Annotated in this window: 25 protein-coding genes; 20 read left to right on the top strand and 5 right to left on the bottom strand. The window is 62.9% G+C overall.

The genetic code is table 11. The annotated features are described in order from the left end of the window. Positions 1–6 precede the first annotated feature (6 nt). Complete coding sequence (locus EEB13_RS02695; protein WP_045070602.1) at positions 7–1,521, bottom strand: LCP family protein; 1,515 nt, start codon at positions 1,519–1,521, stop codon at positions 7–9. 94 nt (positions 1,522–1,615) lie between these two features. Here EEB13_RS02695 and rfbD point away from each other — a divergent pair, with 94 nt between their 5' ends. The 4 genes from rfbD to EEB13_RS02675 are packed head-to-tail and all read left to right on the top strand — an operon-like array spanning position 1,616 to position 5,310. After that, entirely contained in the window at positions 1,616–2,470 is an 855-nt protein-coding gene (gene rfbD / locus EEB13_RS02690; RefSeq protein ID WP_141484522.1) for a dTDP-4-dehydrorhamnose reductase, read from the top strand. Between the two features lie 43 nt (positions 2,471–2,513). Then, entirely contained in the window at positions 2,514–3,428 is a 915-nt protein-coding gene (locus tag EEB13_RS02685; RefSeq protein ID WP_033231211.1) for a glycosyltransferase family 2 protein, read from the top strand. Then, positions 3,425–4,504 carry a sugar phosphate nucleotidyltransferase gene (locus tag EEB13_RS02680; protein WP_033231210.1) on the top strand — a complete coding sequence of 360 codons (1,080 nt, stop codon included), beginning with the start codon at positions 3,425–3,427 and terminating at the stop codon, positions 4,502–4,504. Before EEB13_RS02685 ends, EEB13_RS02680 begins: the two co-directional genes overlap by 4 nt. A gap of 32 nt (positions 4,505–4,536) precedes the next feature. Beyond that, positions 4,537–5,310: an SGNH/GDSL hydrolase family protein gene (locus EEB13_RS02675; protein ID WP_092801198.1), complete on the top strand. Its 774-nt coding sequence runs from the start codon at positions 4,537–4,539 to the stop codon at positions 5,308–5,310. A gap of 4 nt (positions 5,311–5,314) precedes the next feature. On the opposite strand, the gene EEB13_RS02670 is transcribed toward EEB13_RS02675, so the two are convergent. From EEB13_RS02670 to cofD, 3 genes are read right to left on the bottom strand one after another with little or no spacing between them, the layout of a single operon-like run. Beyond that, the gene (locus EEB13_RS02670; RefSeq protein ID WP_141484521.1) at positions 5,315–5,872 is read right to left on the bottom strand and encodes an NUDIX hydrolase; all 558 of its coding nucleotides are present in this window, start codon (positions 5,870–5,872) and stop codon (positions 5,315–5,317) included. Continuing rightward, complete coding sequence (locus EEB13_RS02665; protein WP_141484520.1) at positions 5,873–7,240, bottom strand: coenzyme F420-0:L-glutamate ligase; 1,368 nt, start codon at positions 7,238–7,240, stop codon at positions 5,873–5,875. Further along, entirely contained in the window at positions 7,237–8,229 is a 993-nt protein-coding gene (gene cofD / locus EEB13_RS02660) for a 2-phospho-L-lactate transferase (RefSeq protein ID WP_033231206.1), read from the bottom strand. The genes EEB13_RS02665 and cofD overlap by 4 nt, the downstream gene beginning before the upstream one ends. A gap of 402 nt (positions 8,230–8,631) precedes the next feature. Between cofD and EEB13_RS02655 the strand changes: the two genes are divergently transcribed. Beyond that, positions 8,632–8,895: a WhiB family transcriptional regulator gene (locus tag EEB13_RS02655; protein WP_165826358.1), complete on the top strand. Its 264-nt coding sequence runs from the start codon at positions 8,632–8,634 to the stop codon at positions 8,893–8,895. Positions 8,896–9,081: 186 nt separating this feature from the next. Here EEB13_RS02655 and EEB13_RS02650 read toward each other — a convergent pair whose 3' ends face one another. Next, positions 9,082–9,570, bottom strand: coding sequence for a metallopeptidase family protein (locus tag EEB13_RS02650; RefSeq protein WP_033231205.1), 489 nt, complete (start codon positions 9,568–9,570; stop codon positions 9,082–9,084). An 80-nt stretch (positions 9,571–9,650) separates the two neighbouring features. Here EEB13_RS02650 and EEB13_RS02645 point away from each other — a divergent pair, with 80 nt between their 5' ends. The 15 genes from EEB13_RS02645 to lpqB all read left to right on the top strand — a co-directional run bounded on the left by EEB13_RS02645 (position 9,651) and on the right by lpqB (position 25,455). Beyond that, entirely contained in the window at positions 9,651–10,049 is a 399-nt protein-coding gene (locus tag EEB13_RS02645; protein ID WP_033231204.1) for a DUF3499 domain-containing protein, read from the top strand. A 138-nt stretch (positions 10,050–10,187) separates the two neighbouring features. Continuing rightward, positions 10,188–11,561 carry a phosphomannomutase/phosphoglucomutase gene (locus EEB13_RS02640; RefSeq protein WP_141484519.1) on the top strand — a complete coding sequence of 458 codons (1,374 nt, stop codon included), beginning with the start codon at positions 10,188–10,190 and terminating at the stop codon, positions 11,559–11,561. A 132-nt stretch (positions 11,562–11,693) separates the two neighbouring features. Further along, on the top strand, positions 11,694–12,788 hold the full coding sequence (locus tag EEB13_RS02635; RefSeq protein WP_141484518.1) for a tobH protein: 1,095 nt from the start codon (positions 11,694–11,696) through the stop codon (positions 12,786–12,788). Further along, complete coding sequence (gene manA, locus EEB13_RS02630; RefSeq protein WP_033231201.1) at positions 12,788–14,005, top strand: mannose-6-phosphate isomerase, class I; 1,218 nt, start codon at positions 12,788–12,790, stop codon at positions 14,003–14,005. Before EEB13_RS02635 ends, manA begins: the two co-directional genes overlap by 1 nt. Positions 14,006–14,007: 2 nt before the next feature. Then, a complete protein-coding gene (locus tag EEB13_RS02625) occupies positions 14,008–14,934 on the top strand; it encodes a cation diffusion facilitator family transporter (RefSeq protein WP_033231200.1) in 927 nt (308 codons plus the stop codon). Between the two features lie 51 nt (positions 14,935–14,985). Next, on the top strand, positions 14,986–16,479 hold the full coding sequence (locus EEB13_RS02620) for an amino acid permease (RefSeq protein WP_045070584.1): 1,494 nt from the start codon (positions 14,986–14,988) through the stop codon (positions 16,477–16,479). A 110-nt stretch (positions 16,480–16,589) separates the two neighbouring features. Further along, on the top strand, positions 16,590–17,813 hold the full coding sequence (locus EEB13_RS02615) for an alkane 1-monooxygenase (protein WP_141484517.1): 1,224 nt from the start codon (positions 16,590–16,592) through the stop codon (positions 17,811–17,813). Next, positions 17,810–17,989 (top strand): rubredoxin, encoded by a 180-nt coding sequence (locus EEB13_RS02610; protein WP_084703039.1) that lies wholly within the window; start codon positions 17,810–17,812, stop codon positions 17,987–17,989. Before EEB13_RS02615 ends, EEB13_RS02610 begins: the two co-directional genes overlap by 4 nt. Before the next feature lie 3 nt (positions 17,990–17,992). After that, a complete protein-coding gene (locus EEB13_RS02605; RefSeq protein WP_033231503.1) occupies positions 17,993–18,175 on the top strand; it encodes a rubredoxin in 183 nt (60 codons plus the stop codon). A gap of 34 nt (positions 18,176–18,209) precedes the next feature. Next, complete coding sequence (locus EEB13_RS02600; protein ID WP_045070579.1) at positions 18,210–18,830, top strand: TetR/AcrR family transcriptional regulator; 621 nt, start codon at positions 18,210–18,212, stop codon at positions 18,828–18,830. Between the two features lie 87 nt (positions 18,831–18,917). Then, entirely contained in the window at positions 18,918–20,396 is a 1,479-nt protein-coding gene (gene ahcY, locus EEB13_RS02595; protein ID WP_033231196.1) for an adenosylhomocysteinase, read from the top strand. 116 nt (positions 20,397–20,512) lie between these two features. Further along, positions 20,513–21,154, top strand: coding sequence for a dTMP kinase (locus EEB13_RS02590; RefSeq protein WP_033231195.1), 642 nt, complete (start codon positions 20,513–20,515; stop codon positions 21,152–21,154). 115 nt (positions 21,155–21,269) lie between these two features. Beyond that, on the top strand, positions 21,270–21,947 hold the full coding sequence (mtrA, locus tag EEB13_RS02585) for an MtrAB system response regulator MtrA (protein ID WP_033231194.1): 678 nt from the start codon (positions 21,270–21,272) through the stop codon (positions 21,945–21,947). A gap of 92 nt (positions 21,948–22,039) precedes the next feature. After that, entirely contained in the window at positions 22,040–23,683 is a 1,644-nt protein-coding gene (gene mtrB, locus EEB13_RS02580; protein ID WP_233365392.1) for an MtrAB system histidine kinase MtrB, read from the top strand. Next, a complete protein-coding gene (gene lpqB, locus EEB13_RS02575; RefSeq protein ID WP_141485521.1) occupies positions 23,683–25,455 on the top strand; it encodes an MtrAB system accessory lipoprotein LpqB in 1,773 nt (590 codons plus the stop codon). The genes mtrB and lpqB overlap by 1 nt, the downstream gene beginning before the upstream one ends. Positions 25,456–25,476 lie beyond the last annotated feature (21 nt).

Genomic DNA, 25,476 nt, shown 5'->3' with positions numbered 1-25,476 from the left:
AGAGTATTAATTCACACAGCGGGGTCCGCTGGATGCGGCGTCGATCGGCGGTCCGGCGGGAGCGGGAGTCGGACTGGTCTCGGTTGTGCTCGCCGAGTCCGGTGTCCCGGAAGCTGAAGTCGAGCCGGAATCCGTTGGTGACACGGAATCGGCGGACGTGGGACCGGAGTAGTCCGAGGCGAGAACAACCCGAACGGTGTTCGAGGGCAACGACGAATCCGCTTTTACGGTCAAGCCGCCCAATGCGTCGGCGACGGCAAGGGCTGCGTCGTCGTCCTTGGACTTCGCAAAGACCGTTGACTCGGATACGTCTGCACCGGTGTTGTTTCCGACTTCGCCTTCCCGGTAGCCGAGTGCGCTCAGTGCTTCGGAGACTCCGCTCGCGAGTCCGCCGATATCGCTGGCGTTAGCTACGTCGACGGTGAATTTCGAGGCATCGACGGTAGGCGCCGCCGAGGTGGTTTCTTCTTCCTCGACCTCTGCGCCGACGAGGTTCGCGATGTACTTCTTCACCTCTTTCGGATCGACCTTGACGATCGACTCGCCGTAGTCGGTCATACCGTTGATGTCGAGCACCGGGATGGTTTCGAACTGAACCTTGCCGCCCGCCAAATTTTGCAGTTGCTTCGCGAATTCGATGATGTCCCAGTCGTCGTCGATCACCACCGAGCGTGACACGGCGTTGGTCAACGAACTGAGCTTGCCGGGATCGCTGAGTGTTTTTGCGCTGAGGACCTGGCTGACAAGGGAAGCCATGAACACTTGCTGACGCACGATGCGGTCGAGGTCGCCGCGGGGAAGATCGTGACGTTGCCGGACGAAGCTGAGGGCGTTCGATCCGTCGAGAGTCTGTTGGCCGGCCGGAAAATTGGCGCCGGAGAGAGGCTCGTTCACGGCCGCGTTGAGGCATACGTCGACGCCGCCCACAGCATTGGTGAGCAGAACGAATCCGAGCAGACCGACCTCGGCGTAGTGGTCGACGGTGATTCCGGTCAGGTTCGCGACGGATTCGATGAGTGCTTCGCGGCCCGCTTCAGTGGATTTGCGGTCCGACTCCGATTCGCTTGCTCCGTTGTTGACCAGCCGCAGACGCTCGGTCTCCTTGGTTGCTCCGAAGGCTCCGTTGATCTTCGACATGCCGATGCCGGGAACATTGACGTACGCGTCGCGGGGAATGGAGATCGCGGTGGCGGAACTGCCGTCGTTGGGAACGCGGATCAAGATGATCGTGTCGGTGTTGGACGCAACTTCCTCACCGGCCCGTAGCGAATCCAGCTCGCTTTGGCTCAGGGGATTTCCGTGCGCATCCGTTCGGCTGTCGGTTCCCACCATGAGGATGTCGATGGCGCCGTCCTTGCCGCCGCCCAAGCCGAGTCCGCTGGCGGTGGCCAGGGAATTGCGCAGTGAGTCCACTCCGCGCCAGGCAAAGCCGGTAACCAGTAACACCAGGACCGACACGACGGCGACGGCGATCCGGCCTGGGCTGGTCTTTGCTCGACTAGGCGCAGGCTGCGGACGCACGCGGCGTTGTGGTTGCTGGTGTGACACCCATCCAGGTTACTGGTCTACTCACGTCAGGTCGGGTACCTGGCGACGGCGTGCCAAACTGACGGGTATGACTAATATCCTGCTCACAGGGGCGCGCGGCCAGCTTGGAAGTCGTATCGAATCGCTTGCGCTCTCGGCGGGTCGAAGCGTTGTCGCTCTGGGTTCAGCACAGTTGGACATCACCGATCGTGGTGCGGTCGACAAAGCGCTGACGTCCGATGTTCTCTCACCCGAGACGGTGGTGATCAACTGCGCCGCGTACACGGCAGTGGATGCAGCGGAGTCGGATGAGGCGGCGGCCACGGCAGTGAACGAGACCGGGCCGAGCAACCTGGCATCGGCCTGCGCGCGGGCGGGTGCCCGATTGATCCACGTCTCCACCGACTACGTCTTTCCTGGTGACGCTCACAGCCCGTACGAGGTCGATGCGCCGACAGGGCCGTCGACGGTCTACGGCCGCACGAAGCTTGCGGGCGAGGAAGCCGTGCGCAAGTCCGGCGCTGATTCCGTGATCGTTCGCACCGCCTGGGTCTACTCGGGTGAGACCGGTGATTTTGTCGGCACGATGCGCCGCCTCGAAGGTGAACGGGACTTTATCGACGTCGTCGACGATCAGATCGGTTCGCCCACGTACAGCGTCGATCTGGCGGCCGGTCTGTTGGAACTGGCGTCACGTCCGTTCACGGGCACTTCGACACTGCACGCGACCAACGACGGGCAGGCCAGTTGGTTCGATCTGGCGCGCGCGGTGTTCGAGGAGATCGGTGCCGATCCGAATCGGGTTCGCCCGTGCACCAGCGCCGCATTTGTCCGCCCGGCGCCGCGCCCCGCGTACTCGGTGTTGTCCGGTGACGCGTGGGCGGCCGCGGGCCTGAGCCCGTTGCGCCCGTGGCGTGAGGCGCTTCACGACGCAATCGCGTGAGCAAAGTTCAGATGGAGCGCTCCGGGCGGCTAGGCTGACCGGCGTGAGTCCCAAGCTGGCCGTGGTAACGGTGACGTACTCGCCCGGCGAGCATCTCGAGAACTTTTTGAGCACACTCGCCGAGGCGACGACAGAAAAACCCCAGGTCATCATGGCCGACAATGGGTCGACCGACGGAACTCCCGAGGCCGCCGACAGCAAGTACGAACACGTTCGTCTGCTCCGTACCGGTGGAAATATCGGGTACGGAGGCGCGATAAATCGGGCTGTCGCGGAGATCGATCCGGCTGTCGAATTCATCGTGATTTCCAATCCGGACGTCCAATGGAGCCCCGGTTCACTCGACAAATTGGTGGCTGCGGCAAATCGGTGGCCAAGGGCCGGTGCGCTGGGGCCCAAGGTCCTCGAACCCGACGGCAGCGTGTATCCGTCGGCGCGATCCGTTCCCGACATCACTTCCGGTGCGGGACACGCAATTCTGGGCACGGTGTGGCCGAAGAATCCGTGGACGACTCGCTACCGCCAGGAGAACGAGGCGCTCACCGAGCGCGCGGTCGGCTGGTTGTCCGGTTCGTGCCTGCTCGTTCGCCGCGATGCCTTCGACGCCATCTCCGGGTTCGACTCCCGTTACTTCATGTACATGGAGGACGTCGATTTCGGTGATCGCCTCGGAAAAGCGGGTTGGCTCAACGTGTTTGTGCCCTCTGCGGAGGTAACTCACGCGAAAGGGCATGCGGCAGGGCGTCATCCGGAGTTGATGCTGCCGGCACACCACCGCAGTGCCTACCGTTTCCAAGCCGATCGCCATCCACATTGGTGGCAGGCCCCGCTGCGTCTGGCACTGCGCGGCGGCCTGGCGCTTCGTTCCAAGATTGCCGTCGCATCCGCAGTGCGCGCTCGCACAGATCACCCGACCGATGACACTTCAGTTTCGAATCCCAGGGGACAACAACGATGACCGAACCTACTCCGACCGACGCGGTAATCCTGGTAGGCGGCAAGGGCACTCGCCTGCGTCCGCTGACCTTGTCGGCTCCCAAGCCGATGTTGCCGACGGCCGGTCTGCCGTTCCTGACGCACTTGCTCGCGCGGATCGAAGCTGCGGGCATCAAGCACGTCGTGCTCGGTACGTCGTTCAAGGCAGAGGTGTTCGAGGACTACTTCGGTGACGGATCGAAGATGGGCCTCGAGATCGACTACGTGTTCGAGAACGAACCGCTCGGCACCGGCGGTGGTATCCGCAACGTTCTTCCGAAACTTCGCGGCGACAACATCATGGTGTTCAACGGTGACGTACTCGGCGGCACCGATCTGAACGCGATCCTCGACACACATACGAAAACGGATGCGGACGTCACGCTGCATCTCGTCCGAGTCGGTGATCCGCGTGCCTTCGGTTGCGTGCCCACCGACGAAGACGGTCGGGTGTCCGCGTTCCTGGAGAAGACCCAGGATCCGCCGACCGATCAGATCAACGCCGGCTGCTACGTCTTCAAGCGCGAGATCATCGAGCAGATCCCCGAGGGTCGCCCGGTGTCGGTCGAGCGCGAGGTGTTCCCGAACCTGCTGGCCGAGGGCAAGCGCGTCTTCGGTCACGTCGACACGTCGTACTGGCGTGACATGGGCACTCCGGAGGACTTCGTGCGCGGTTCAGCCGACCTGGTTCGCGGTATCGCGCCGTCACCCGCACTCGAGGGCCCGCGCGGCGAGTCCCTGGTGCATCCCGGTGCCGGTGTGGCTCCCGGAGCTGTGTTGATCGGCGGCACGGTTGTCGGACGCGGCGCAGAAGTGGGCGCAGGCGCCCGCCTCGACGGCGCAATCCTGTTCGACGGCGCCGTGGTGGAAGCCGGGGCAGTTGTCGAGCGATCGATCCTCGGATTCGGTGTTCGGGTGGGACCCCGCGCGCTCGTCCGCGACGCGGTGATCGGTGACGGTGCCGATATCGGCGCTCGCTGCGAATTGCTCCGCGGCGCTCGGGTGTGGCCCGGTGTGACGCTGCCCGACGGCGGCGTGCGTTTCAGCACAGATGTGTGATTGTTGAGCTTCGCAACTGGAATAATGGCCGGATGACTTCATTTCCGAGCCGCTACGTCGCCCTCGGTGATTCGTTCACCGAGGGCGTCGGCGACACAGACGACAGATTCCCCAACGGACTACGAGGTTGGTCCGAACGCGTCGCGGAGCAGTTGGCAATCGGCAACCCGGATTTCCGATACGCCAATCTGGCGATTCGTGGTCGACTACTCGGTCCGATCGTCGACGAGCAGCTGGGGCCCGCGCTGGCGCTGAAGCCGGACCTCGTGACGATCTACGCCGGCGGCAACGACATGATGCGCCCCAAGCTGGACCTCGATGCCGTAGTCGCTCGCTACGACACCGCGATTGCCGCGCTCACCGAATCCGGTGCTCGCGTAGTGATGTTCACCGCCTACGACACCGGATGGTCGGCGTTCTTCGGCAAACTCCGTGGCCGGATGGCCATTTACAACGAATTGGTGCGCGAAGTCGCCGATCGACACGGCGCGACCATCGTCGACTTCTGGCGGTTCGCCGAATATCAGGATCTGCGGATGTGGGACTTCGACCGCCTGCACATGTCACCTGCCGGGCATCAGAACATGGCCGCTCACGTGCTCGACGCCATCGGTGTGGGCCACACCCTCACCGCGCCGGATCTCGGTCCCGTGCCGGCGCAGTCGAAGATCGAGGCCAGGCGCGAAGACCGTCAATGGACTCGAGAGTTCCTGGTGCCGTGGCTGGCTCGGCGCGTCAAGGGCGTCTCCTCGGGTGACGGAGTCAGCGCCAAGCGGCCCGAGTTGGTGCCCGCTTTTCAAGCCTGAAGGTTCAGGCCTGAAGGCGCAGTCTCGCCAGCGAGACCATGTGGTCGACGCTCTCGTGTTCGGCATTGGCTGGGAGGGAATCGACGGGCCACCACTGCAGGTCCGTCGACTCCTCGCTGCGCACGATCGGTGAGTTGTCCGGTGCCACAACAAGAAACCTCAGGTCGAGGTGCCGGGTCGGGACGCCGAGTGAACACGTGATGGGGTGCGTGTGTGCGGAAAGAAGTGCGGGGTCGATGCGCAGATCGTGAATTCCCGATTCCTCGCGAGCTTCGCGCAAGGCGGAATCGATCACAGTGTCATCAGTCGGTTCGCAGTGTCCGCCGAGCTGAATCCACTTCCCGACACGCGGATGCAGAGTGAGCAGGACGTGATTCAGGCTTTCGTCGACAACGAGCGACGACGCGGTGATGTGCCCCGGCGCATGACGGCGAAGGCATCCGTCTGGTGCGGAGTCGAGAAAAGCCAACATGGTGTGACGGAGGGACTCGTCGTGCGCTGACGGCGTAGGCCATTGTTCCAGAACACCTTTGGCGGACCTGTGCAGAGTCTCTGCGCTCACCTACATCTCCACCAATGCGTCGCCGGCTGCGGGAGCCGTACGGGGAGTGAGCGGTTCGAGGGGGTGACCGACAGCGACGGCGCCGAGCGGTTGCCAATCGGCGGGCACGCCCAGATGTTCGCGCACCGTGTCGGCGGCAAAGATCGTCGAACCGATCCAGCAGCTCCCGATCTCACGGGTCGCGAGCGCAACCAGCAAGCCCTGCACCGCCGCTCCCGCCGCCACGGTGAACATCGTGGACTCCGCAGCGCTGCGGCGCTCGTCCGGGTAGCTGTGCGCGCCGTCGGGGACGCAGAACGGGATGACAACTTCAGGGGCGTCGAACAGGATGTTGCCACGCGCGACGCGGGCCTGCGCGGATTCCTCGGTGCGTCCGTCGGCGCGCAGATCGGTGAGCCACTTCTCGCGTAGTGCTTCCAACAGTTGCTTGCGAATAGTGTTGGTGCGCAACCAGACAAAGCGAACGGGTCGGGTGTGGTGCGGCGCCGGCGCGGTCAACGCCTCGGCGATGGACAACCGAATCGCGTCGGCGTCAACAGGTTCCTCGCTGAACGCGCGAATCGAACGGCGCAGAAGCAACGACTGGCCGCGGCCCATCGCCGTGGCTTCGGCCGTGCCGAGCCAGAACAGATCGTCGGCACCGCGACGGATGAGATCCTGCGCTGTGGAACCGTTGTCCTGGAATCGCAAGCCGCGTACGACGGCAACCGGCACTCCGCCGAGCTTGCCCTTGACCAGATCGCCGGCAGCCGCGATTTCGTCGGCAACGGCGATCTCGGTCACGATCAGATCGTTACCCTGGCTGTCCTGCGCTCCGAGGTAACCGTGCAACACCGGGATTCCGGCGGCGCCGATCGCGGCGTCGGTCTGCCCGTTGCGCCACGCGCGGCCCATGGTGTCCGTCACCACGACGGCGACGGACTTACCGGCGGCATCGAGGAACCGAGCGCGCAGCGCGGCGGCACTCGCGTCGGGATCGACGGGAAGCAAAGCCAACTCGCCGCCGTCGACGTTGGAGCCGTCGATGCCGGATGCGGCCTGAACGATTCCGAGCTTGTTCTCCGTGATGAGGGTTCGGCCCTTACGCGCTACGACGCGTACGGCTTCCTGATCGACGAGTACACGCCGCGCGGCATCGCGCTCGTCGGGGTCGGTCGGGGACGAGACGACGCGGCCTTCGACCTTCGAGAACACTTTGCTCGTCACGACAAGGACGTCGCCGTCGCGGATCCACGGTGTTGCCTCGATGAGGGCAGCAGCCAAATCATCCCCCGGACGGAACTCCGGAAGACCGTGAACGGGAATCACTTCGATGGCTGCGCCGGGCGAGTGATCGCCGGGAGCCTGATCGGTCGTGTTTGTTGTCACAGCGACACTCCGGCGATATCGAATGCGGTGGCCACCATCTCGGCGGTGGCCGCGGGCGAGGACATGATCAGTGGGACGGCGCGCACATCCACACCGTCGACGTCGGCGGTGTCACCTTCGTCGATCAGCCAGCCGTCGAGGATGCCGTTGATCGACCGGGCGCCGTAATGGCGACCGATTGCTTCGGATGTCGTCTCGACGCCGATGACGTCGAGGCACTCATCGGCCATTCCGCGCAACGGTTTTCCGCCGATCACGGGGGAGAGTCCGATCACTTTGGCTGCGGTGGTGCGGAGTGCACCACGAATGCCTGGCACCGCCAGAATCGCGCCGACACTGACAACCGGGTTGGACGGAGCGATCAGGACGACGTCCGCGTTCTCGATCGCCTCGAGCACTCCCGGGGCCGGCTTCGCCTGTTCGGCACCGACGTGAGCAAAGCTGTGGGTCGGGACGTGTGCGCGGTGACGTACCCACCACTCCTGGAAATGGATCGCTTTCTGCTCGCCGTCCTCCGGGTCGGTGATCACGACGTGCGTTTCGCTGCGGTCGTCACTGACGGGGATGAGGTCAACGCCGGGATTCCAACGATTGCACAACGCTTCGGTAACTGCGGAGAGCGGATAGCCCGTTCTGAGCATCTGGCTGCGGATCAGATGGGTGGCGATATCGCGGTCGCCGAGCCCGAACCAGTCCGGCTTTGCGCCGTACGCGGCGAGCTCTTCTTTTGCGTTCCAACTCTCGCCCTTGTGGCCCCATCCGCGCTCGGTGTCGATGCCGCCGCCGAGGGTGTACATGCAGGTATCGAGGTCGGGGCAGATACGCAGCCCGTGCATCCAGACGTCGTCGCCGACGTTGACCACGGCTGTGATCCGGTGTGGGCCTTGATATTTCTCGAGCGTTTCACCACCGGAGATGCCGAGTGCGTGTTGCACTCCTTGGAGGAAACGAGCTCCGCCGACGCCGCCAACCAATACAGTCACGTTCACTTGACAAAGACTAGGCGGTGCTCGGCTTGCCGTGTCCGCTGGGCGGTGTGTCAGAGGCAAAACTCGGGCCGGAATACTAATGGATTCCTGTTCATTAGCTTGACCGCGACACGCTGGACGTGTGTAATCTCAAATGTGTCATTCCACCGATGTCGGCGAGTTTGCCTGCAGCGGGACCACATTCGAACGTAGTTTCGAGTGGTCAACGGGGTGGGGTTGAAATGGGTTGAAATACGGAGTGAAATTCTGCGCTATTACAGGTGAGGAGGCGGAACGATGCCCAATGAAAATGTCGAGATCAGTGCTCTGGCAATGACAGTGAGCTACGAACCGCAGACCGATTCCCAAGCAGGCGCAGCAGAAGGTGCCTGCAGTGAAATCGAGGCGGTGACTGCTCGGCCTGTGCTGAGTCTGGTGACCGGCTTCGAGGAACTGTTCGACACCATCGAGGATCAATGGCAGGAACGCGCACTCTGTGCGCAGACCGATCCTGAGGCGTTCTTCCCCGAAAAGGGTGGATCTACTCGGGAAGCCAAGCGAATTTGCCTCGGCTGTGAGGTTCGTGACGAGTGCCTCGATTATGCACTCGCCAACGACGAACGGTTCGGAATCTGGGGAGGGTTGTCGGAGCGCGAGCGTCGACGTCTCAAGCGGGGGATCATCTGATCTGCTGCTGAATCGGTTCGGTCAGCGTCGGGGCTGACGGGACGGTCTGCGAAAAGTCTTGACCTGCAACGGGGAATTGCAGGTCGTGCACAGACTTTCAGAGGTATTTGCCTAAGGGACATGGGCTTTCGGCCCTAGCCTGCAGAGTACTTAGTCCTCTTCGGGTGCCTAGTCTTTTTCAGGTGCCTAGTCTTCTTCAGGGAACGTCGGATCGATCACTGATGGATCGACGCCGAGGAACGTACTGACTTGATGCACCAGCACGTCGTGAACCAGATCCGTGAGTTCGTCCGGATTCTTGGCACGCTGCTCCAACGGTCGACGGAACAACACAATTCGCGCACGTGTCGTCTTGCCGTGCCGATCGATGCCCGCGGGAATCAAACGTGAGAGTGGGACAGGTCCGTCCGCGACAACTTCCGGTGGCCAGTTCACCGAATCCGGATCACGGGCAAAAATCTTCGGAACCTCGTCGACGGCGATGTCGAGTTTCTTCAGCCGGTCGTGCCATGCCAGGTCCACCGGAGCAAACGCCTCCATCACGAGGAGATCGAATTTCTCCGCTCGGGTTCGCCGTGCCGGAACTTCCGGCGGCAACAAAGGTCCGCGCAGGCCGCGGCCGTGCCGTTCGATCGAACGGGTGGTGATCGACCGTCTGCGGGGGGAGCGTGACATGGCGTCGAGATTACGACAGTGACGCTCCGTCGGTGTGTCCGAGTAGGTTCCCGCCGCGGGGAGGGCTAGGCTCCGTACCTGTGAGATCTCTGCGTCGCTGCTGCCGCCCCGGGTGCAAGAACCCCGCCGTCGCGACGTTGACGTATGTCTACTCGGACTCCACTGCGGTAGTCGGTCCTCTCGCGACCGTCGCTGAACCGCACTCGTGGGATCTGTGTGACAACCATGCGTCGCGTATCACGGTCCCGAAGGGCTGGGAAATGGTCCGGTACGAGGGTGGATTCTCGACCAGCACTCCGGACGAAGACGATTTGACCGCTCTTGCCGAAGCTGTCCGTGAGGCAGGTTTCGGCGACCGTGCCAAGGGACGTGAGGACACCGGCGTGTCCGCAGGCGACGACGCCCGTTCCGTCGCGCCTCCCGCGGTCCGCACCGGTCGTCGCGGTCACCTGCGTGTTCTGCCGGATCCGTCGGCCTGAACTTCCGGCCGCTTTTGCCTGACATCCCGTAGTCACGCGTGAAGCATTAGGCTTGCTCAGAACTTCCAGCGTCTTGCGAACTTCCAGTGTCCCGGTCGAAAGATCCGACGGGATGCGCACACAAGGAGAATGAATTCAGTGGGGCGAACAGCCGAGTCGGTTGCTGCAATCATCAAGGCGTACGACGTCCGTGGCGTGGTCGGTGAGCAGATCGACGAAGATTTTGTCCGCGATGTCGGTGCGTCGTTTGCCCGCTTGGTTCGGGACGAGGAGGGCGCTGCATCGACCGTGGTGATCGGGCACGACATGCGTGAGTCCTCACCCGCGCTGTCGGCCGCGTTCGCCGAGGGTGTCGTCGCGCAGGGACTCGACGTAGTACACATCGGACTGGCGTCCACCGACGAGCTCTATTTTGCTTCCGGGTTGTTGAACTGCCCCGGTGCGATGTTCACGGCAAGCCACAACCCCGCGAAGTACAACGGCATCAAGTTGTGCCGGGCGGGTGCGAAGCCAGTCGGTCAGGACACCGGTCTTGCTGTCATCTCCGGTGAGGTCGTCTCTGGAGTTCCCGAGTTCGACGGTCCGGCCGGCGCGGTCAGCAGCCGCGATGTGCTCGACGAGTACGCAAGCTACTTGCGTGGGCTGGTCGACCTGTCCGAGATGCGCGCGATGAAGGTTGCCGTCGACGCGGGTAACGGGATGGGCGGACACACAGCGCCCGCCGTCTTCGGCCCGATGCCGCTCGACGTGCTGCCGCTGTACTTCGAATTGGACGGCTCGTTCCCCAATCACGAAGCGAACCCGCTCGATCCGACCAACCTGGTCGATCTGCAGGCGTACGTCCGTGAGACGGGCGCAGATGTCGGTCTTGCCTTCGACGGTGACGCGGACCGTTGCTTCGTGGTCGACGAAAAGGGTGACCCGGTGTCCCCGTCCGCCGTGACGGCACTGGTTGCCCAGCGCGAGTTGGCAAAAGAGCCCGGCGCGTCGATCATCTACAACCTCATCACCTCGCACGCCGTGCCGGAACTGGTCACCGAATTGGGTGGCGTTCCGATCCGCACCCGTGTCGGCCATTCGTTCATCAAGCAGCAGATGGCCGAAACGGGCGCAGTCTTCGGCGGCGAGCATTCCGCTCACTACTACTTCCGCGATTTCTGGGGTGCCGATTCCGGCATGCTGGCTGCTCTGCACGTGCTGGCCGCACTCGGTGAGCAGGACCGGCCGCTGTCTGAACTGATGGCCGAGTACACCCGGTACAGCGCTTCCGGCGAGATCAACTCGACCGTTGCCGATGCGGCCGATCGAACGGCTGCGGTCCTCGCCGCCTTCGCGGACCGCACAGAATCCGTCGACCGCCTCGACGGTGTCACGGTCAACTTGTCCGGTAATGCGTGGTTCAACCTGCGGGCATCCAACACCGAACCGTTGCTCCGACTCAACGTCGAAGCTCCGACGCAGGCCGACGTCGACGCGTTGGTCGGCGAGATTCTGGCGATCGTTCGAGGCTGAGTTCATTTTTCTGCCCGATTGGTTTGTCGGCGCGTCGGCCGCCTGGGATAGTTGGGGGACTATCCGCGCACGCGGTGCTGCGGTCGATGTTGGTTGCGAGAGAAGTTGTTACGGAGAAGGGGGTGCGGTGAGATGACAGCGCCGACACCGCTCCTCGACCTCGACGACAGTGACGCATTGTCAGCTGCCGATTCCGAGGGGTTACTGCGTTCGGTAGCCATGGGGGGCGCACAGATTCGTTCGACGGCTTCGGCGGTCGCGGAAGGCTCGCTCGATCGGTTGGCCGGGCTGCGCCCACGAAGCATCGTGTTGATCGCGGGATCGGCCGGTGCCGGACACGCCGCCCGGATCGCCGTTGCCCTGCTCGGCAATGCTGTGCCGTGCCCGCTGGTGCTGCTCGACCGGACGCCGTCGTGGGTCGGCCCCCTCGACGTCGTGGTGGTTGCGGGAGACGACGCGGGGGATCCGCGCCTGGTGGAGTCCGTCGACGGGGCGGTGCGCCGCGGCGCAGAAGTTGTTGTCGCGGTTCCCGAAGAGGGACCGATGAGGGCAGCGGCTGCCGGGCGCACTATGACCCTGCCGCCGCGTGTGTTCACTGCTCCGCGCCACACGATGATTCGCTTTCTCGCGGTCTTCGTTGCCGTGGTTGCCGCGATCGAGAACCGCGACAAGGGTGAAGCCGGACCGTCGTCCCTCGATCGGATCGCGGACGCCGTCGACGCCGAAGCCATCAGCGACGGGTTGTCCAACGAGGTGTTTCACAATCCAGCCAAATCCTTGGCTACCAGAATGCGCGATCGCCGACTGGTCGTGTGCGGCAGCGGCGCGGTCGCCACTGCGCTTGCCGACTATGCAAGCGCGTCGCTTCTGGCATCGGGATGCTCCGCGGCCTCCGGTGAACTGTCGGATGTGATCGCAGCGGCACGGGCCCTCTTCGCTCCGCCGTCAAGGGCCCCCGATTCGGTTTTTCACGATCCCTTCTTCCACGATCCGGAGCTCGACGGCCCGTTGCCGATCGACCCGGTTCGGGCATTCGTTTTTGCCATGGAAGCGGGACGCGGCGAGGTTGTGCGACGCATGGATGCGCTGGCCGATGCGGATCTGGTGATCGCAGCAGACGAGGACAGCGCCAATACGGGGGTATCGGAAGTGGAACAGGTGTTTGTCTTGGCATCGAGAGTGGACATGGCGTCCGCATACGTGCAGTTGACGGGTGGGCCGCGCTAGTGCACGAACTCGAGGGCGCTCTGCGGTCCTACGCCTGGGGGTCACGTACGGCTATTGCCGAACTTCGTGGGCTTCCCGTGCCGTCCGCACATCCTGAGGCGGAATTGTGGCTGGGCGCGCATCCGGGCGATCCTGCGCGCGTCGTCACCGACGATGGCAGTGAGTCGTTACTCGACGTGCTCGGCCGGGACCCGGCGCGGCAACTGGGTGAGCAGAACATCGAGGCCTTCGGTGAACGCTTGCCGTTCCTGCTCAAGCTGTTGGCAGCAGAGGAACCGCTGTCATTGCAAGCGCATCCGAGCGCCCGCCAGGCAGAAGAGGGCTTCCGCCGGGAAAACGCCCTCGGTGTTCCGATGGACGCACCCGTCCGCAATTACAAGGACGGCAGCCACAAGCCGGAACTGGTCGTCGCCCTGAGCACGTTCGAAGCGCTCGCGGGATTCCGCGAACCGACGAGGACTGTCAAGATGCTGCGCGCACTGGCGGTGCCCGAACTGGAGCCGTACATCGGTCTCCTTGAAGGACAACCGGATTCGGACGGCCTGCGGGCGTTGTTCACAACGTGGATAACCTTGCCGTCCACCGCGCTCGGAACATTGTTGCCGGCCGTCCTCGCGGGATGCATCGGTTACGCGTCGTCGCGAGACGCGGAATTTGCCGCGGAGATCCGCACCGCGCTCGAACTCGGCGAATCGTATCCGGGTGACGCCGGCGTGCTGGCTGCGTTGCTGTTGAACCGGGTCACCCTCGAACCAGGTCAGGGAATCTTCCTGGCCGCCGGAAACCTGCATGCCTATCTGCACGGACTGGCTGTCGAGATCATGGCGAACTCCGACAATGTTCTACGCGGCGGGCTTACCCCCAAATACGTCGATGTGCCCGAGTTGCTTCGGGTCCTCGACTTCAACGGATCCGACATCACGATTCTCGACCCGTCGCCGCACGCGGGCAGCGCGGACATCGTCTATCCGACGCCCGCTCCGGAATTTCGGCTCACGCGTATCGAATTGGGTGCAGACCTGACGGACAGCGTCGTTCCGGCTGGGGATCCGCGCATCCTGATCTGCACCGAGGGTTCGGTCACGGTGCGCTGTGGGACTGGCGAACTGGAACTCGATCGTGGCCGCGCAGCCTGGATTTCCGCTGACGAACCCATCGCGACAATCTCTCCCCGAAGCACAAAGGCACAGGTTTTCAGCGCCACGGTTGGCCGATAACCGTGTCGGCAGAAGGTGGAAAGAAAGCAATCCTGGCCGCATTGGGGGCTAATGCCGGAATTGCCGTAGCCAAATTCGCGGGATTCCTGATCACCGGGTCGTCGTCGATGCTTGCCGAGTCGGTGCACTCCGTTGCCGACACGTCCAATCAGGGACTGCTGCTGCTCGGGCAGAAGAAGGCCGAGAAGGAAGCCGACCAACTGCACCCGTTCGGATACGGGCGCAATCGGTACTTCTACTCGTTCGTGGTTGCGCTGGTGCTCTTCACTTTGGGTTCACTGTTCGCGATCTACGAGGGCATTCACAAGATCCAGCATCCGGAGGAACTCAACTCGGCGTTTGTAGCCGTTGTCATCCTGGTCATCGCCATGTGCCTGGAAGGGTTCAGTTTTTACACCGCGATGAAGGAATCTCGTCCGCTGAAGGGAAACGCGTCGTGGTGGTCGTTCATCCGTACGTCGCGCAGTCCTGAACTGCCGGTTGTCCTCCTCGAGGACACCGGCGCACTGATCGGACTGGTGCTGGCACTGGGCGGCGTCGGCCTGACGATGGTGACCGGCAATCCGGTTTTCGACGGCATCGGCACCCTGTGCATCGGCGTGCTCCTCGGCATCATCGCGATCGTCCTGATCGTCGAAATGCAATCCCTGTTGATCGGGGAAGGCGCGACCAGCGTCGAAACCGATCTCATCCTGGCCGCGTTGGTCGACGGAACCCGCATCGAACGAGTCATCCACTGCAAGACCCAGTACCTCGGTCCCGAGGAGATTCTTGTTGCGGCGAAGGTTGCCGTTCCGCTCGGTTCGACCATCTCGGATGTCGCGACCGCAATCGACGAGGCCGAAGCGCGCGTGCGTGCTGCTGTTCCGGCGGCACGCGTGATCTACATCGAACCGGATCTGGACAAACTGGTCACTCGCAAACCCTGAACAAAGCCTCTCGCACAGGCTTAGGCTGATGCCATCTCTAAGGAGGCGGCAGTGGCGATCAAGGACGAGGCCGGATCCGGTCGTTCCAAATTGTTCCGAACCAAGTCGATAGAGCAGTCCATCAAGGACACCGACGAACCCGAGACCAAACTCCGAAAAGATCTGAACTCCTGGGATCTCACCGTATTCGGTGTTGCGGTGGTCATCGGTGCAGGAATCTTCACACTCACGGCTCGGACGGCAGGCAATGTCGCCGGGCCGTCGGTGTCGCTGGCGTTTGTCATCGCCGCTGTTGCCTGCGGCCTGGCGGCACTCTGTTACGCCGAATTCGCGTCGACGGTTCCCGTCGCCGGTAGCGCATACACCTTCTCGTACGCGACGTTCGGCGAGTTTGTCGCCTGGATCATCGGCTGGGACCTCATCCTCGAATTTGCGTTGGCGTCGTCCGTCGTCGCAAAGGGATGGTCCCTGTACCTCGGTGAGGTGATGGGTTCACGAAGTCCGATCGTCGAGTTGGGTCCGGTCTCGTTCGACTGGGGCGCGGTGCTGATCATCGCGGTCATCACGGTGTTGCTGGTGACCGGAACCAAACTGTCGTCGCGAGTGTCGCTGGTGATCACGTCGATCAAGGTCGCCGTGGTGCTGCTCGTGATCATCGTCGGCATGTTCTACATCGACACCGACAACTACACGCCGTACATTCCGCCCTCGCAGCCCGGCAGCACCGGGGAGGGCATACATCAGTCGTTGTTCTCCTACGTCACGGGCGCAGGCGGCAGCACGTTCGGATGGTACGGACTCCTTGCAGCGGCGAGCCTGGTGTTCTTTGCGTTCATCGGATTCGACGTCGTTGCCACCACCGCGGAGGAAACGAAGGAACCGCAGAAGGCGCTGCCGCGGGGAATTCTCGGCTCACTCCTCATCGTCACCGTGCTGTACGTGGCGGTGACGCTGGTGCTCACGGGAATGGTGAACTACACAGTGCTCGAGGGTGACACATCCAATCTGGCAACGGCATTCGCGTTCCACGACATCACGTGGGCAAAGAATGTGATCTCGTTCGGTGCCCTCGCCGGACTCACAACCGTGGTGATGGTGTTGATGCTGGGGCAGACTCGTGTGCTTTTTGCGATGGCGCGCGACGGTTTGATGCCGCGGCGGTTGGCGCCGACGGGTAAGCACGGAACTCCGGTTCGGATCACCGTGCTCGTCGGGGTGGTGGTTGCCGTATTGGCCGGATTCTTCCCGATCGGCACGCTCGAGGAAATGGTGAACATCGGAACGCTGTTCGCTTTTGTTCTCGTCTCGATCGGAGTGGTGGTGTTGCGCCGCACGCGTCCGGATCTACCCCGCGGATTCAGGGTTCCTCTCGTGCCTTGGGTGCCGATTCTGGCGGTGTTGGCCTGCGTGTGGCTCATGTTCAATCTGTCGGTGGAGACCTGGATCAGGTTCGTCGTCTGGATGGCGCTCGGCGTGGTCATCTACTTTGCGTACAGCCGTCGGCATTCGTTGATCGGAAAGCGCGAGCGCGGCGAAATCGACTGAGTGTACAAATTTAAGGATTTGTATAGTTTTTTTACAATGTTGGCAGTATTGTCTACCTCATAGTGAAGTGACTCACAGCCGTGAGTCGTTCCGGATGGAGGAGGCACGCAGTGTCGACACACGTGAGCGCAGAATCCGATCAGATATCGGGGGAGTGGCGAGACAAGAAGCGGCATCTCTGGCTGCTCGGCTTGGTTCCTCCGGTCGCGATTTTCATCGCGGTGGGAATGGTGGCCCTGTTCAACAACATTGGTTTGGGCGTCGTGTCGCCGATCTGGTGGTGGATCGGGCCGCTACTCGTGTACCTGGTGTTGCCGGTCCTCGATATCTTCTTCGGGCCGGACGGTGAGAACCCGCCCGACGAGGTCATGGAGAGGCTCGAGAACGACAAGTACTACCGCTACTGCACGTACGTCTACATTCCGTTCCAGCTGGTCAGCCTCGTCATGGCTTGCTACTTGTGGTCGGCTACCGACCTCTCGTGGCTCGGTATCGACGGCGGGCTCGGATTGGTGTCGAAGATCGGTGTGGCGATCACCGTCGGGTGTGTTGCGGGCATCGGAATCAACACGGCACACGAACTCGGCCACAAGAAGGACGATCTCGAGCGGTGGTTGTCCAAGATCACTCTGGCGCAGTCCTTCTACGGTCACTTCTATATCGAGCACAACCGTGGTCATCACGTCCGGGTGGCAACTCCGGAAGATCCCGCGTCGTCGCGATTCGGTGAGAGCTTCTGGGCTTTCCTGCCGCGCAGCGTATGGGGATCCCTGCGATCGTCGTGGGAACTCGAAAAGGCGCGTCTCGATCGATTAGGAAAGAAGCCGTGGACAATTCGCAACGACGTCCTGCATTCGTGGTTGATGTCGGTAGTGCTGTTCGCTGTACTCGCCGCCGTGTTCGGGCTGTCGATTCTGCCGTTCCTCGCATTGCAGGCCGTCTTCGGATTCTGCCTGCTCGAGACGGTCAACTACCTCGAGCACTACGGACTGAAGCGGACGAAGTTGGCCAGCGGCCGGTACGAGCGCGCCGCGCCGGAGCACAGCTGGAACAGTGACCACATCTGCACCAACATTTTCCTGTACCACCTGCAGCGGCACAGTGATCATCACGCCAACCCCACCCGTCGCTATCAAACGCTCCGGAGCATGGACGGCGCACCCGATCTTCCGAGTGGTTACGCCAGCATGATCATGCTGGCCTACGTGCCGCCGCTGTGGCGAAAAGTGATGGACCCCAAGGTCGTTGCTCACTATGGCGGCGATATTACCCGGGTCAATATCCAGCCGGGCAAGCGGGAGAAGATCCTCGCGCGGTACGGAGCGAGTGCATGAGTGCCTACAAATGCCCCGTGTGTGACTACGTCTACGACGAAGTGAACGGCGCACCGCGAGAAGGGTTTCCGGCAGGCACGCCATGGGATGCAGTCCACGACGACTGGTGCTGCCCAGACTGTGGTGTCCGGGAAAAGGTGGACTTCGAAGCTGTATCGGCAAGGGCAGGAGAGTGAATGATGAACGACTACAAGCTGTATCAGTGCGCGCAGTGCGGATTCGAGTACGACGAGGCGCAAGGCTGGCCAGACGACGGTATCGAACCAGGTACTCGCTGGGATGACATTCCGGACGACTGGAGCTGCCCGGACTGCGGCGCGGCGAAGAGTGATTTCTTCATGGTGGAGATCGAGCGGGCCTGAATGGGTCGGCGGGAGCGGCGGTAATGTCGTCATCATGATGTCGACGCCCACCCGCTTGCCTCAGAAAGAGGCGTCCCGTCTGCTGCTGCGCGGTGCGGTGCTCGATTCGATGCGGGAGTTGCTGACCGAGCGGGACTGGTCCGAGGTGAGTCTGACCGTTCTGGCCAAGCATGCGGGTGTCAGTCGGCAGACGCTCTACAACGAGTTCGGTTCGCGGCAGGGCTTGGCGCAGGCGTACGCGCTGCGGCTCGCGGACGGGTTTGTCGACGCTGTGGACGACGCCGTTGCAGCAAACGAGGGTCGGAGCGTCGACGCCCTGATGTCAGGGTTCGGGGCGTTCTTTGCCTCCAGCGCGATGGACCCGTTGGTGCGTTCGCTCCTGACGGGGGAGGCGAAGCCCGATTTGTTGCGTTTGATCACGACGGACAGCGCCGTGATCATCGATCGGGCATCAATTCGGTTGTCGGAGAGTTTTCAGCGTGGGTGGATTCAGGCGTCGGCCGCTGATGCGGGCATCCTGGCCAGGGCAATTGCGAGGCTTGGCCTGAGTTATATATCGATGCCGCCCGAGTCCGGGGCGTCGGTGGCGGAGGATCTGGGTGCCTTGCTCGGACCGTTCATCGATGTTGCCCGAGGTGCGCGCGGCACGGTGTGAGGTTCGCCGCAATCACGGTGATGTCCTACTGCGTGGGTCGAGCGGATAGCCTTGAGTGGAGTATGCACGTCAACCAGGAGAGGGACGATGACGACCTCAGTTTCAACAACGCCCGTGGCCGACAACCGTAACGGTGTCGACTTCAAAGTTGCAGATCTTTCGCTCGCCGAATTCGGTCGCAAGGAAATCCGACTGGCCGAGCACGAGATGCCGGGCCTCATGGCGCTGCGCCGTGAATACGCAGAGGTCTTGCCACTCAAGGGCGCTCGCGTTTCCGGTTCGCTCCACATGACCATTCAGACTGCAGTTCTGATCGAGACGCTGACCGCGCTCGGCGCCGAGGTTCGTTGGGCTTCGTGCAACATCTTCTCCACCCAGGATCATGCTGCCGCCGCTATCGTCGTCGGTCCCCACGGCACCCCGGAAGAGCCCAAGGGCGTTCCGGTGTTCGCGTGGAAGGGCGAAACCCTCGAGGAGTACTGGTGGGCAGCCGAGCAGATGCTGACGTGGCCGGGTGAGCCTGCCAACATGATTCTCGACGATGGTGGCGACGCCACCATGCTCGTCCTCAAGGGCGCGCAGTTCGAGAAGGCCGGCGTTGTTCCGCCGACGGACGACGATCAGGATTCCGACGAGTACAAGGTCTTCCTGGCTCTCCTGCGTCAGTCCCTCGAGGCCGACAAGGGCAAGTGGTCGGCAATCGCCGAATCCGTCCAGGGCGTCACCGAAGAGACCACAACGGGCGTTCTGCGCCTGTACCAGGTCGCTGCTGCCGGTGAACTCACGTTCCCCGCGATCAATGTCAACGACTCGGTCACCAAGAGCAAGTTCGACAACAAGTACGGCACACGCCACTCGCTGCTCGACGGCATCAACCGCGGCACCGACGTCCTGATCGGCGGCAAGGCTGCACTCGTCTGCGGTTACGGCGACGTCGGCAAGGGCTGCGCCGAGGCGCTTCGTGGCCAGGGCGCTCGCGTCGCGGTCACCGAGGTCGACCCGATCAACGCACTCCAGGCATTGATGGACGGCTTCGAGGTCAAGACCGTCGAGCAGGCCATCGGCTGGGCCGACATCGTGATCACGTCCACCGGCAACAAGGACATCATCACGTTCGAGCACATGAAGGCCATGAAGCACCAGGCCATCCTGGGCAACATCGGTCACTTCGACAACGAGATCGACATGGCCGGACTCGAGAAGTCCGGTGATGTCACGCGGATCAACATCAAGCCGCAGGTCGACGAGTTCACCTTCGCCGACGGTCATTCGATCATCGTGCTGTCCGAAGGTCGTCTGCTCAACCTCGGCAACGCGACGGGCCACCCGTCGTTCGTGATGAGCAACAGCTTCTCCAACCAGGTCATCGCGCAGATCGAACTGTGGACCAAGCCGGAGGAGTACGACAACGAGGTTTACCGTCTCCCGAAGCATCTCGACGAGAAGGTCGCCAAGATTCACGTCGAGGCCCTCGGTGGCACACTGACCAAGCTCACCAAGGAGCAGGCAGAGTACATCGGCGTCGACGTCGAGGGCCCGTACAAGCCCGAGCACTACCGCTACTGATGTAGCAGTGCCGGTCTGAAGTAACAGTGCCGGCCTGAAGTAACAACGCCGTCCCCCGGTCTGACTCGACGGACCGGGGGATCGGCTTGTCAGGCTGCGGGATAGGCTTGTCAGCCGTGGGAATACTCGTGGCGTTGGAAGGGCTCGACGGAGCCGGCAAACGGACGTTGATCGGCAAAGTGGTGGACGAGCTTCGGCGCTCGGGGACCACCGTCGCCACGCTCGATTTCCCCCGCTACGGACAATCGATCCATGCCGATCTTGCGGCCGAAGCCCTCAAGGGAGCGCACGGAGACCTGGCGCAGTCCGTGAACGCGATGGCGGTGCTGTTTGCGCTCGACCGCGCGGGAGCGGCAGAGAAGGTCGCAGAGTTGTTGAGTACCAACGACATTGTTCTGCTCGATCGGTACGTCGCGTCCAATGCGGCGTACAACGCGGCGCGGATGCATCAGGGCGTCGACGGCGAGATGGTGGCGTGGGTTGGTGATCTGGAACTGGGTCGCCTCGGCCTCCCGGCGCCTGATTTGCAGATGTACCTCGACGTGCCGATCGCACTGGCAAACGAGCGTGCGCGCAGTCGTGAGGTGGAAGATTCGACGCGCGAGCGTGACGCCTACGAGCGCGACGGAGACCTCCAGGTCCGAACTGGCGAGCTGTACTCACAGCTCGCGGCAGCCGAGTGGGTATCACCGTGGTGGGTCATTGGTCCCGATACGGACCCGTCGGACCTTGCCCGCAAACTGGTCGATTTCGGGTGATGCGTCACGATAGCCACCCGATTCGGAAGTTTCCGGCACAGTAGAGGGAACACGCGGCACGCCGCACAGTCACGTAACGGTCTTAATTACGACTCGAAGATGCAACGATAGGGATATGAAACCAAGGATTCTGGTTGTCGACGACGACACGGCACTCGCCGAGATGCTCACGATCGTGCTGCGGGGTGAGGGTTTTGATCCCTACGTGGTAGGCGACGGAACTCTTGCACTTGCTGCGGTGCGCGAGACTCGGCCCGACCTTGTCTTGCTCGATCTGATGCTGCCCGGCATGAACGGCATCGACGTATGTCGGGTCCTGCGTGCGGATTCCGGCGTTCCCATCGTGATGTTGACCGCGAAGACCGACACCGTGGACGTTGTCCTCGGCCTCGAGTCCGGCGCGGACGACTACATCATGAAGCCGTTCAAGCCCAAGGAACTCGTCGCTCGGGTTCGCGCTCGCCTGCGCCGGACCGAGGAAGAACCGGCGGAGCTGCTGAGTATTGCCGACATCGTGATCGACGTGCCGGCGCACAAGGTCAGCCGAGGCGGCGAGCAGATTTCGCTCACACCCCTCGAATTCGATCTCCTCGTCGCTCTTGCGCGCAAGCCCCGACAGGTGTTTACCCGTGAGGTGCTCCTCGAACAGGTGTGGGGTTACCGTCACGCCGCTGACACCCGCCTGGTCAACGTCCACGTCCAGCGTCTGCGCGCCAAGGTCGAAACCGATCCCGAGAATCCCGAAGTGGTTTTGACGGTGAGGGGTGTCGGCTACAAGGCCGGACCGCCGTGACCGGTGGCGTTTCCCGTTGGCGTCGCCGCCTCAATCGGTGGCTGACGCCTTTTCTCCGGTGGTGCCACTCACTGAGTAACACCCTCGCCCACATGTGGCGACGATCACTGCAATTACGGGTTGTCGTCTCCACGTTGTCGTTGTCGCTGATTGTGATCGTGATCCTCGGTGTTGTGCTCACGAGCCAGATCACCGACCGGCTGCTCGAAGCGAAGATCACCGCCGCCACGGAGGAGATGGATCGCGCCCGAGGCGTCGTCGAAGATCAGTTGGCCGGCGTCGACGGCAGTGCAGCCCTCAAAGACCAACTCGAGAGTGCGGCGTCAAGTTTGACGAGCCGCAATCAGGCGGGCGGTCAAGCATCGGGTTCTGCGGGCACCTTCGATCCCGCACTGATCGTCGAGCAGGACGGGCCCCGAGATCCGGTGTTTGCCGGGCCGGCTGATCAGATCCCCGACAACTTGCGTGAGTTCGTTCACAACGGACAGATCGCCTACCAGTTCGCAACGGTCTCGGATCCCGAAGGGTATTCCGGCCCGGCCTTGATCATCGGCAGTCCCACGGCGTCGTCGATCTCCGGCCTCGAGTTGTATCTCGTGTTCCCACTTGCCAGTGAGGATCGCAGCCTGTCGCTGGTCCGCAGCACCCTGTTGATCGGTGGCGCTGTCCTACTGGTCCTGTTGGCAGCGATTTCTCTGCTCGTCGCGCGGCAGGTAGTGCTGCCGATCCGATCGGCGTCGAGGATCGCGGTGCGCTTCGCCGACGGCCGACTCAAGGAACGTATGCCGGTTCGCGGTGAGGACGACATGGCTCGTCTCGCAATGTCTTTCAACGAAATGGCGGAGAGTCTCTCGAAGCAGATCACGCAGCTCGAGGAGTTCGGCAATCTGCAGAAACGCTTCACATCGGATGTCAGCCACGAACTGCGCACCCCGCTCACCACAGTGCGGATGGCCGCGGACCTCATCCACGACGGCAGCGAGAGCCTCGATCCGATACTCCGCCGCTCGTCGGAACTGCTTGTTGCCGAACTCGACCGGTTCGAAGGTCTGCTGGCCGATCTGCTCGAGATTTCCCGGCACGACGCCGGTGTTGCGGAACTTGCGTCCGAGCAACTCGACGTCCGTATGTGTGCGCGGGCCGCAGTGTCCACCGTCCGCCACCTCGCCCGTGAATCCGGCACCGAATTGATAGTCGACATGCCAGACGACCCGGTGATCGCCGACGTCGATCCGCGGCGGGTCGAACGGGTCCTGCGGAACCTACTGGCCAACGCCATCGATCACGGAGAAGGAAAACCCATCCTGCTGCGCTTGCGAGCCGACGACGACGCTCTGGCCTTCATCGTTCGCGACAGTGGTGTCGGACTGCGTCCCGGCGAGGAGAAACTTGTGTTCAACCGCTTCTGGCGATCCGATCCGTCGCGGGTCCGTCGTAGCGGCGGCACAGGTCTCGGCTTGGCGATCAGCGTCGAGGACGCCAATCTGCACGACGGCAAACTCGAAGCCTGGGGTGAGCCCGGTGTCGGCGCGTGCTTCCGTCTGACGTTGCCGCGAGTGCGCGGCAAGAAGCTGGTGTCCAGCCCGCTACCGCTGAAGCCGACGACGGCCAAGTTCGTGCGCACACCCTCCAACGCGGACATCGTCGCCGAAGAGGTCGGTGAGGTCACGTCGTCGATTCCGACGCCGCACGAGACCGAATCACGAACCGGCTCGCAAGGGGGTGAGCGTTCGTGATGCAGCGATACCGCCGTGGTCTCTTGGCGCTGAGCCTGAGCGCGCTGCTGTTGACCGGTGCGTGCGCGAGCTTGCCTGCCTCGTCGTCGCCGCAGGCGATCGGGACGCTTGCCACTGTGGCGCCGGGGACTCCCGTTGCTCCGCCGGCCTCGGGGCGTGAGCCCGATTTGTTGGTGCGGGACTTCGTGAAAGCGAGCACCGAACCCGCGAACCGGCACCTCGCGGCACGGCAGTACCTGACTCCCGAGATGTCCGCAAAATGGGACGACGCAGCAAGCGCCATCATCGTCGACAAGGTCGACACGCTCTCGGAGTCGCGGACCGATCAGGAAGCGATCTACACGATTCGAGTCAACAAGGTCGGGCGTCTCGAAGCCGGGGGAATCTACGTTCCCGAGGACGGCAGTTACGAAGCCAAGATGACGCTGACTCTGGTCGACGGCGAGTGGCGGATCAGCGATCTTCCTTCGGGTGTGATCATGGAGCGCGCGGCGTTCCTCGGTGCGTACCAACGGAAGTCGTTGTTCTTCCCGGATCCCAGCGGACAGACCATGGTTCCGGATCTGCGGTGGATATCGGGTTCCCAGGACCAGATGACATCGCAGTTGGTCGGCCTGCTGATCGAGGGGCCCAAGCAGGCGCTCGCGTCGGCGGTCCGCAACGAACTGGGCGCAGGCGTCGCGGTGATCGGGCCCATCACGAAGGCCGACGGTCGATCCGGTCAGGTGGGAGTCGGTCTCGGGGGCATCCGCATCGATTTCCGGATCGGTCAGTCGATGGACCCCGAAACTCGCGCTTTGTTTGCCGCCCAGATCATCTGGACATTGGCCGGCGCCGACATCGCCGGACCCTACGTTTTGCTGGTGGACGGGGCGCCTTTGGACGCAGCGCATCCGGAAGGCTGGACAACGGCCGACGTCGCCTCCACGAATCCGCTGGCGACGACCGGTGCGACGGTCGGGTTGCACGCCCTACGCGACGGTTCACTGGTCAGTGTCGGTGAACAAGCGGTCACACCCGTGCCCGGATTTGCCGGAACTGCAGGCAATCTTGCGTCTGTTGCGCTCTCTCGCGACGGCAAGACCGTCGCCGCAGTGGCGGATACCGCGAATCCTGATCCTGCAAAACGATTTTCGCTGACACTCGGTCCATACACCGAAGGTGCAGCCCCGGTCCTCGACGCCCCGGTGATCACCAGGCCGACGTGGGAAATCGACAACAACACGATCTGGGCGGCGGTGAACGGCAACACCGTGGTGCGCGTGGTTCGCGAGCCCACTACCGGTCGGACGTCGGTCATGAACGTGGACGTGGGCGCTTTGATCCCACTGGGATCGAACATTACCGAGCTGCGCCTGTCCCGCGACGGAGTTCGAGCGGCGATGATCATCGACGGCAAGGTGTACCTGGCGACCGTGGTCCGCCTGCCCAGCGGCGTTTTCGCGTTGACCAGTCCGCGGGCTGTGGCTCCGGGATTGGGCAGCACAGCGCTCTCACTCGACTGGAGCAACAGCGACACCATTGTGATCGCACGCAACAACTCCGATGTACCCGTTGTGCAGGTCGCGATCGACGGTTCTCGAATGGACTCGTTGCCCCGGGGCAATCTCACGGCGCCGGTGGTGTCCGTCGACGCGTCGCCCACCACCGAGTACGTTGCCGATGCCCGAGCAGTTTTCCAGTTGAACAACAACGATCCCGCGGGCGACAGGTTGTGGCGTGAGGTGCCTGGATTGACGGGGCAGAGGGCGATTCCGGTACTGCCCGGCTGAGTTTCCCGGTGGTGCACGGGG

Origin of the sequence: Rhodococcus sp. WS3 (assembly GCF_003797085.1) — a bacterium.
GTDB classification, from domain to species: Bacteria; Actinomycetota; Actinomycetes; order Mycobacteriales; family Mycobacteriaceae; genus Rhodococcus_F; species Rhodococcus_F globerula.
This window is presented reverse-complemented; position numbering and strand designations above follow the sequence as displayed.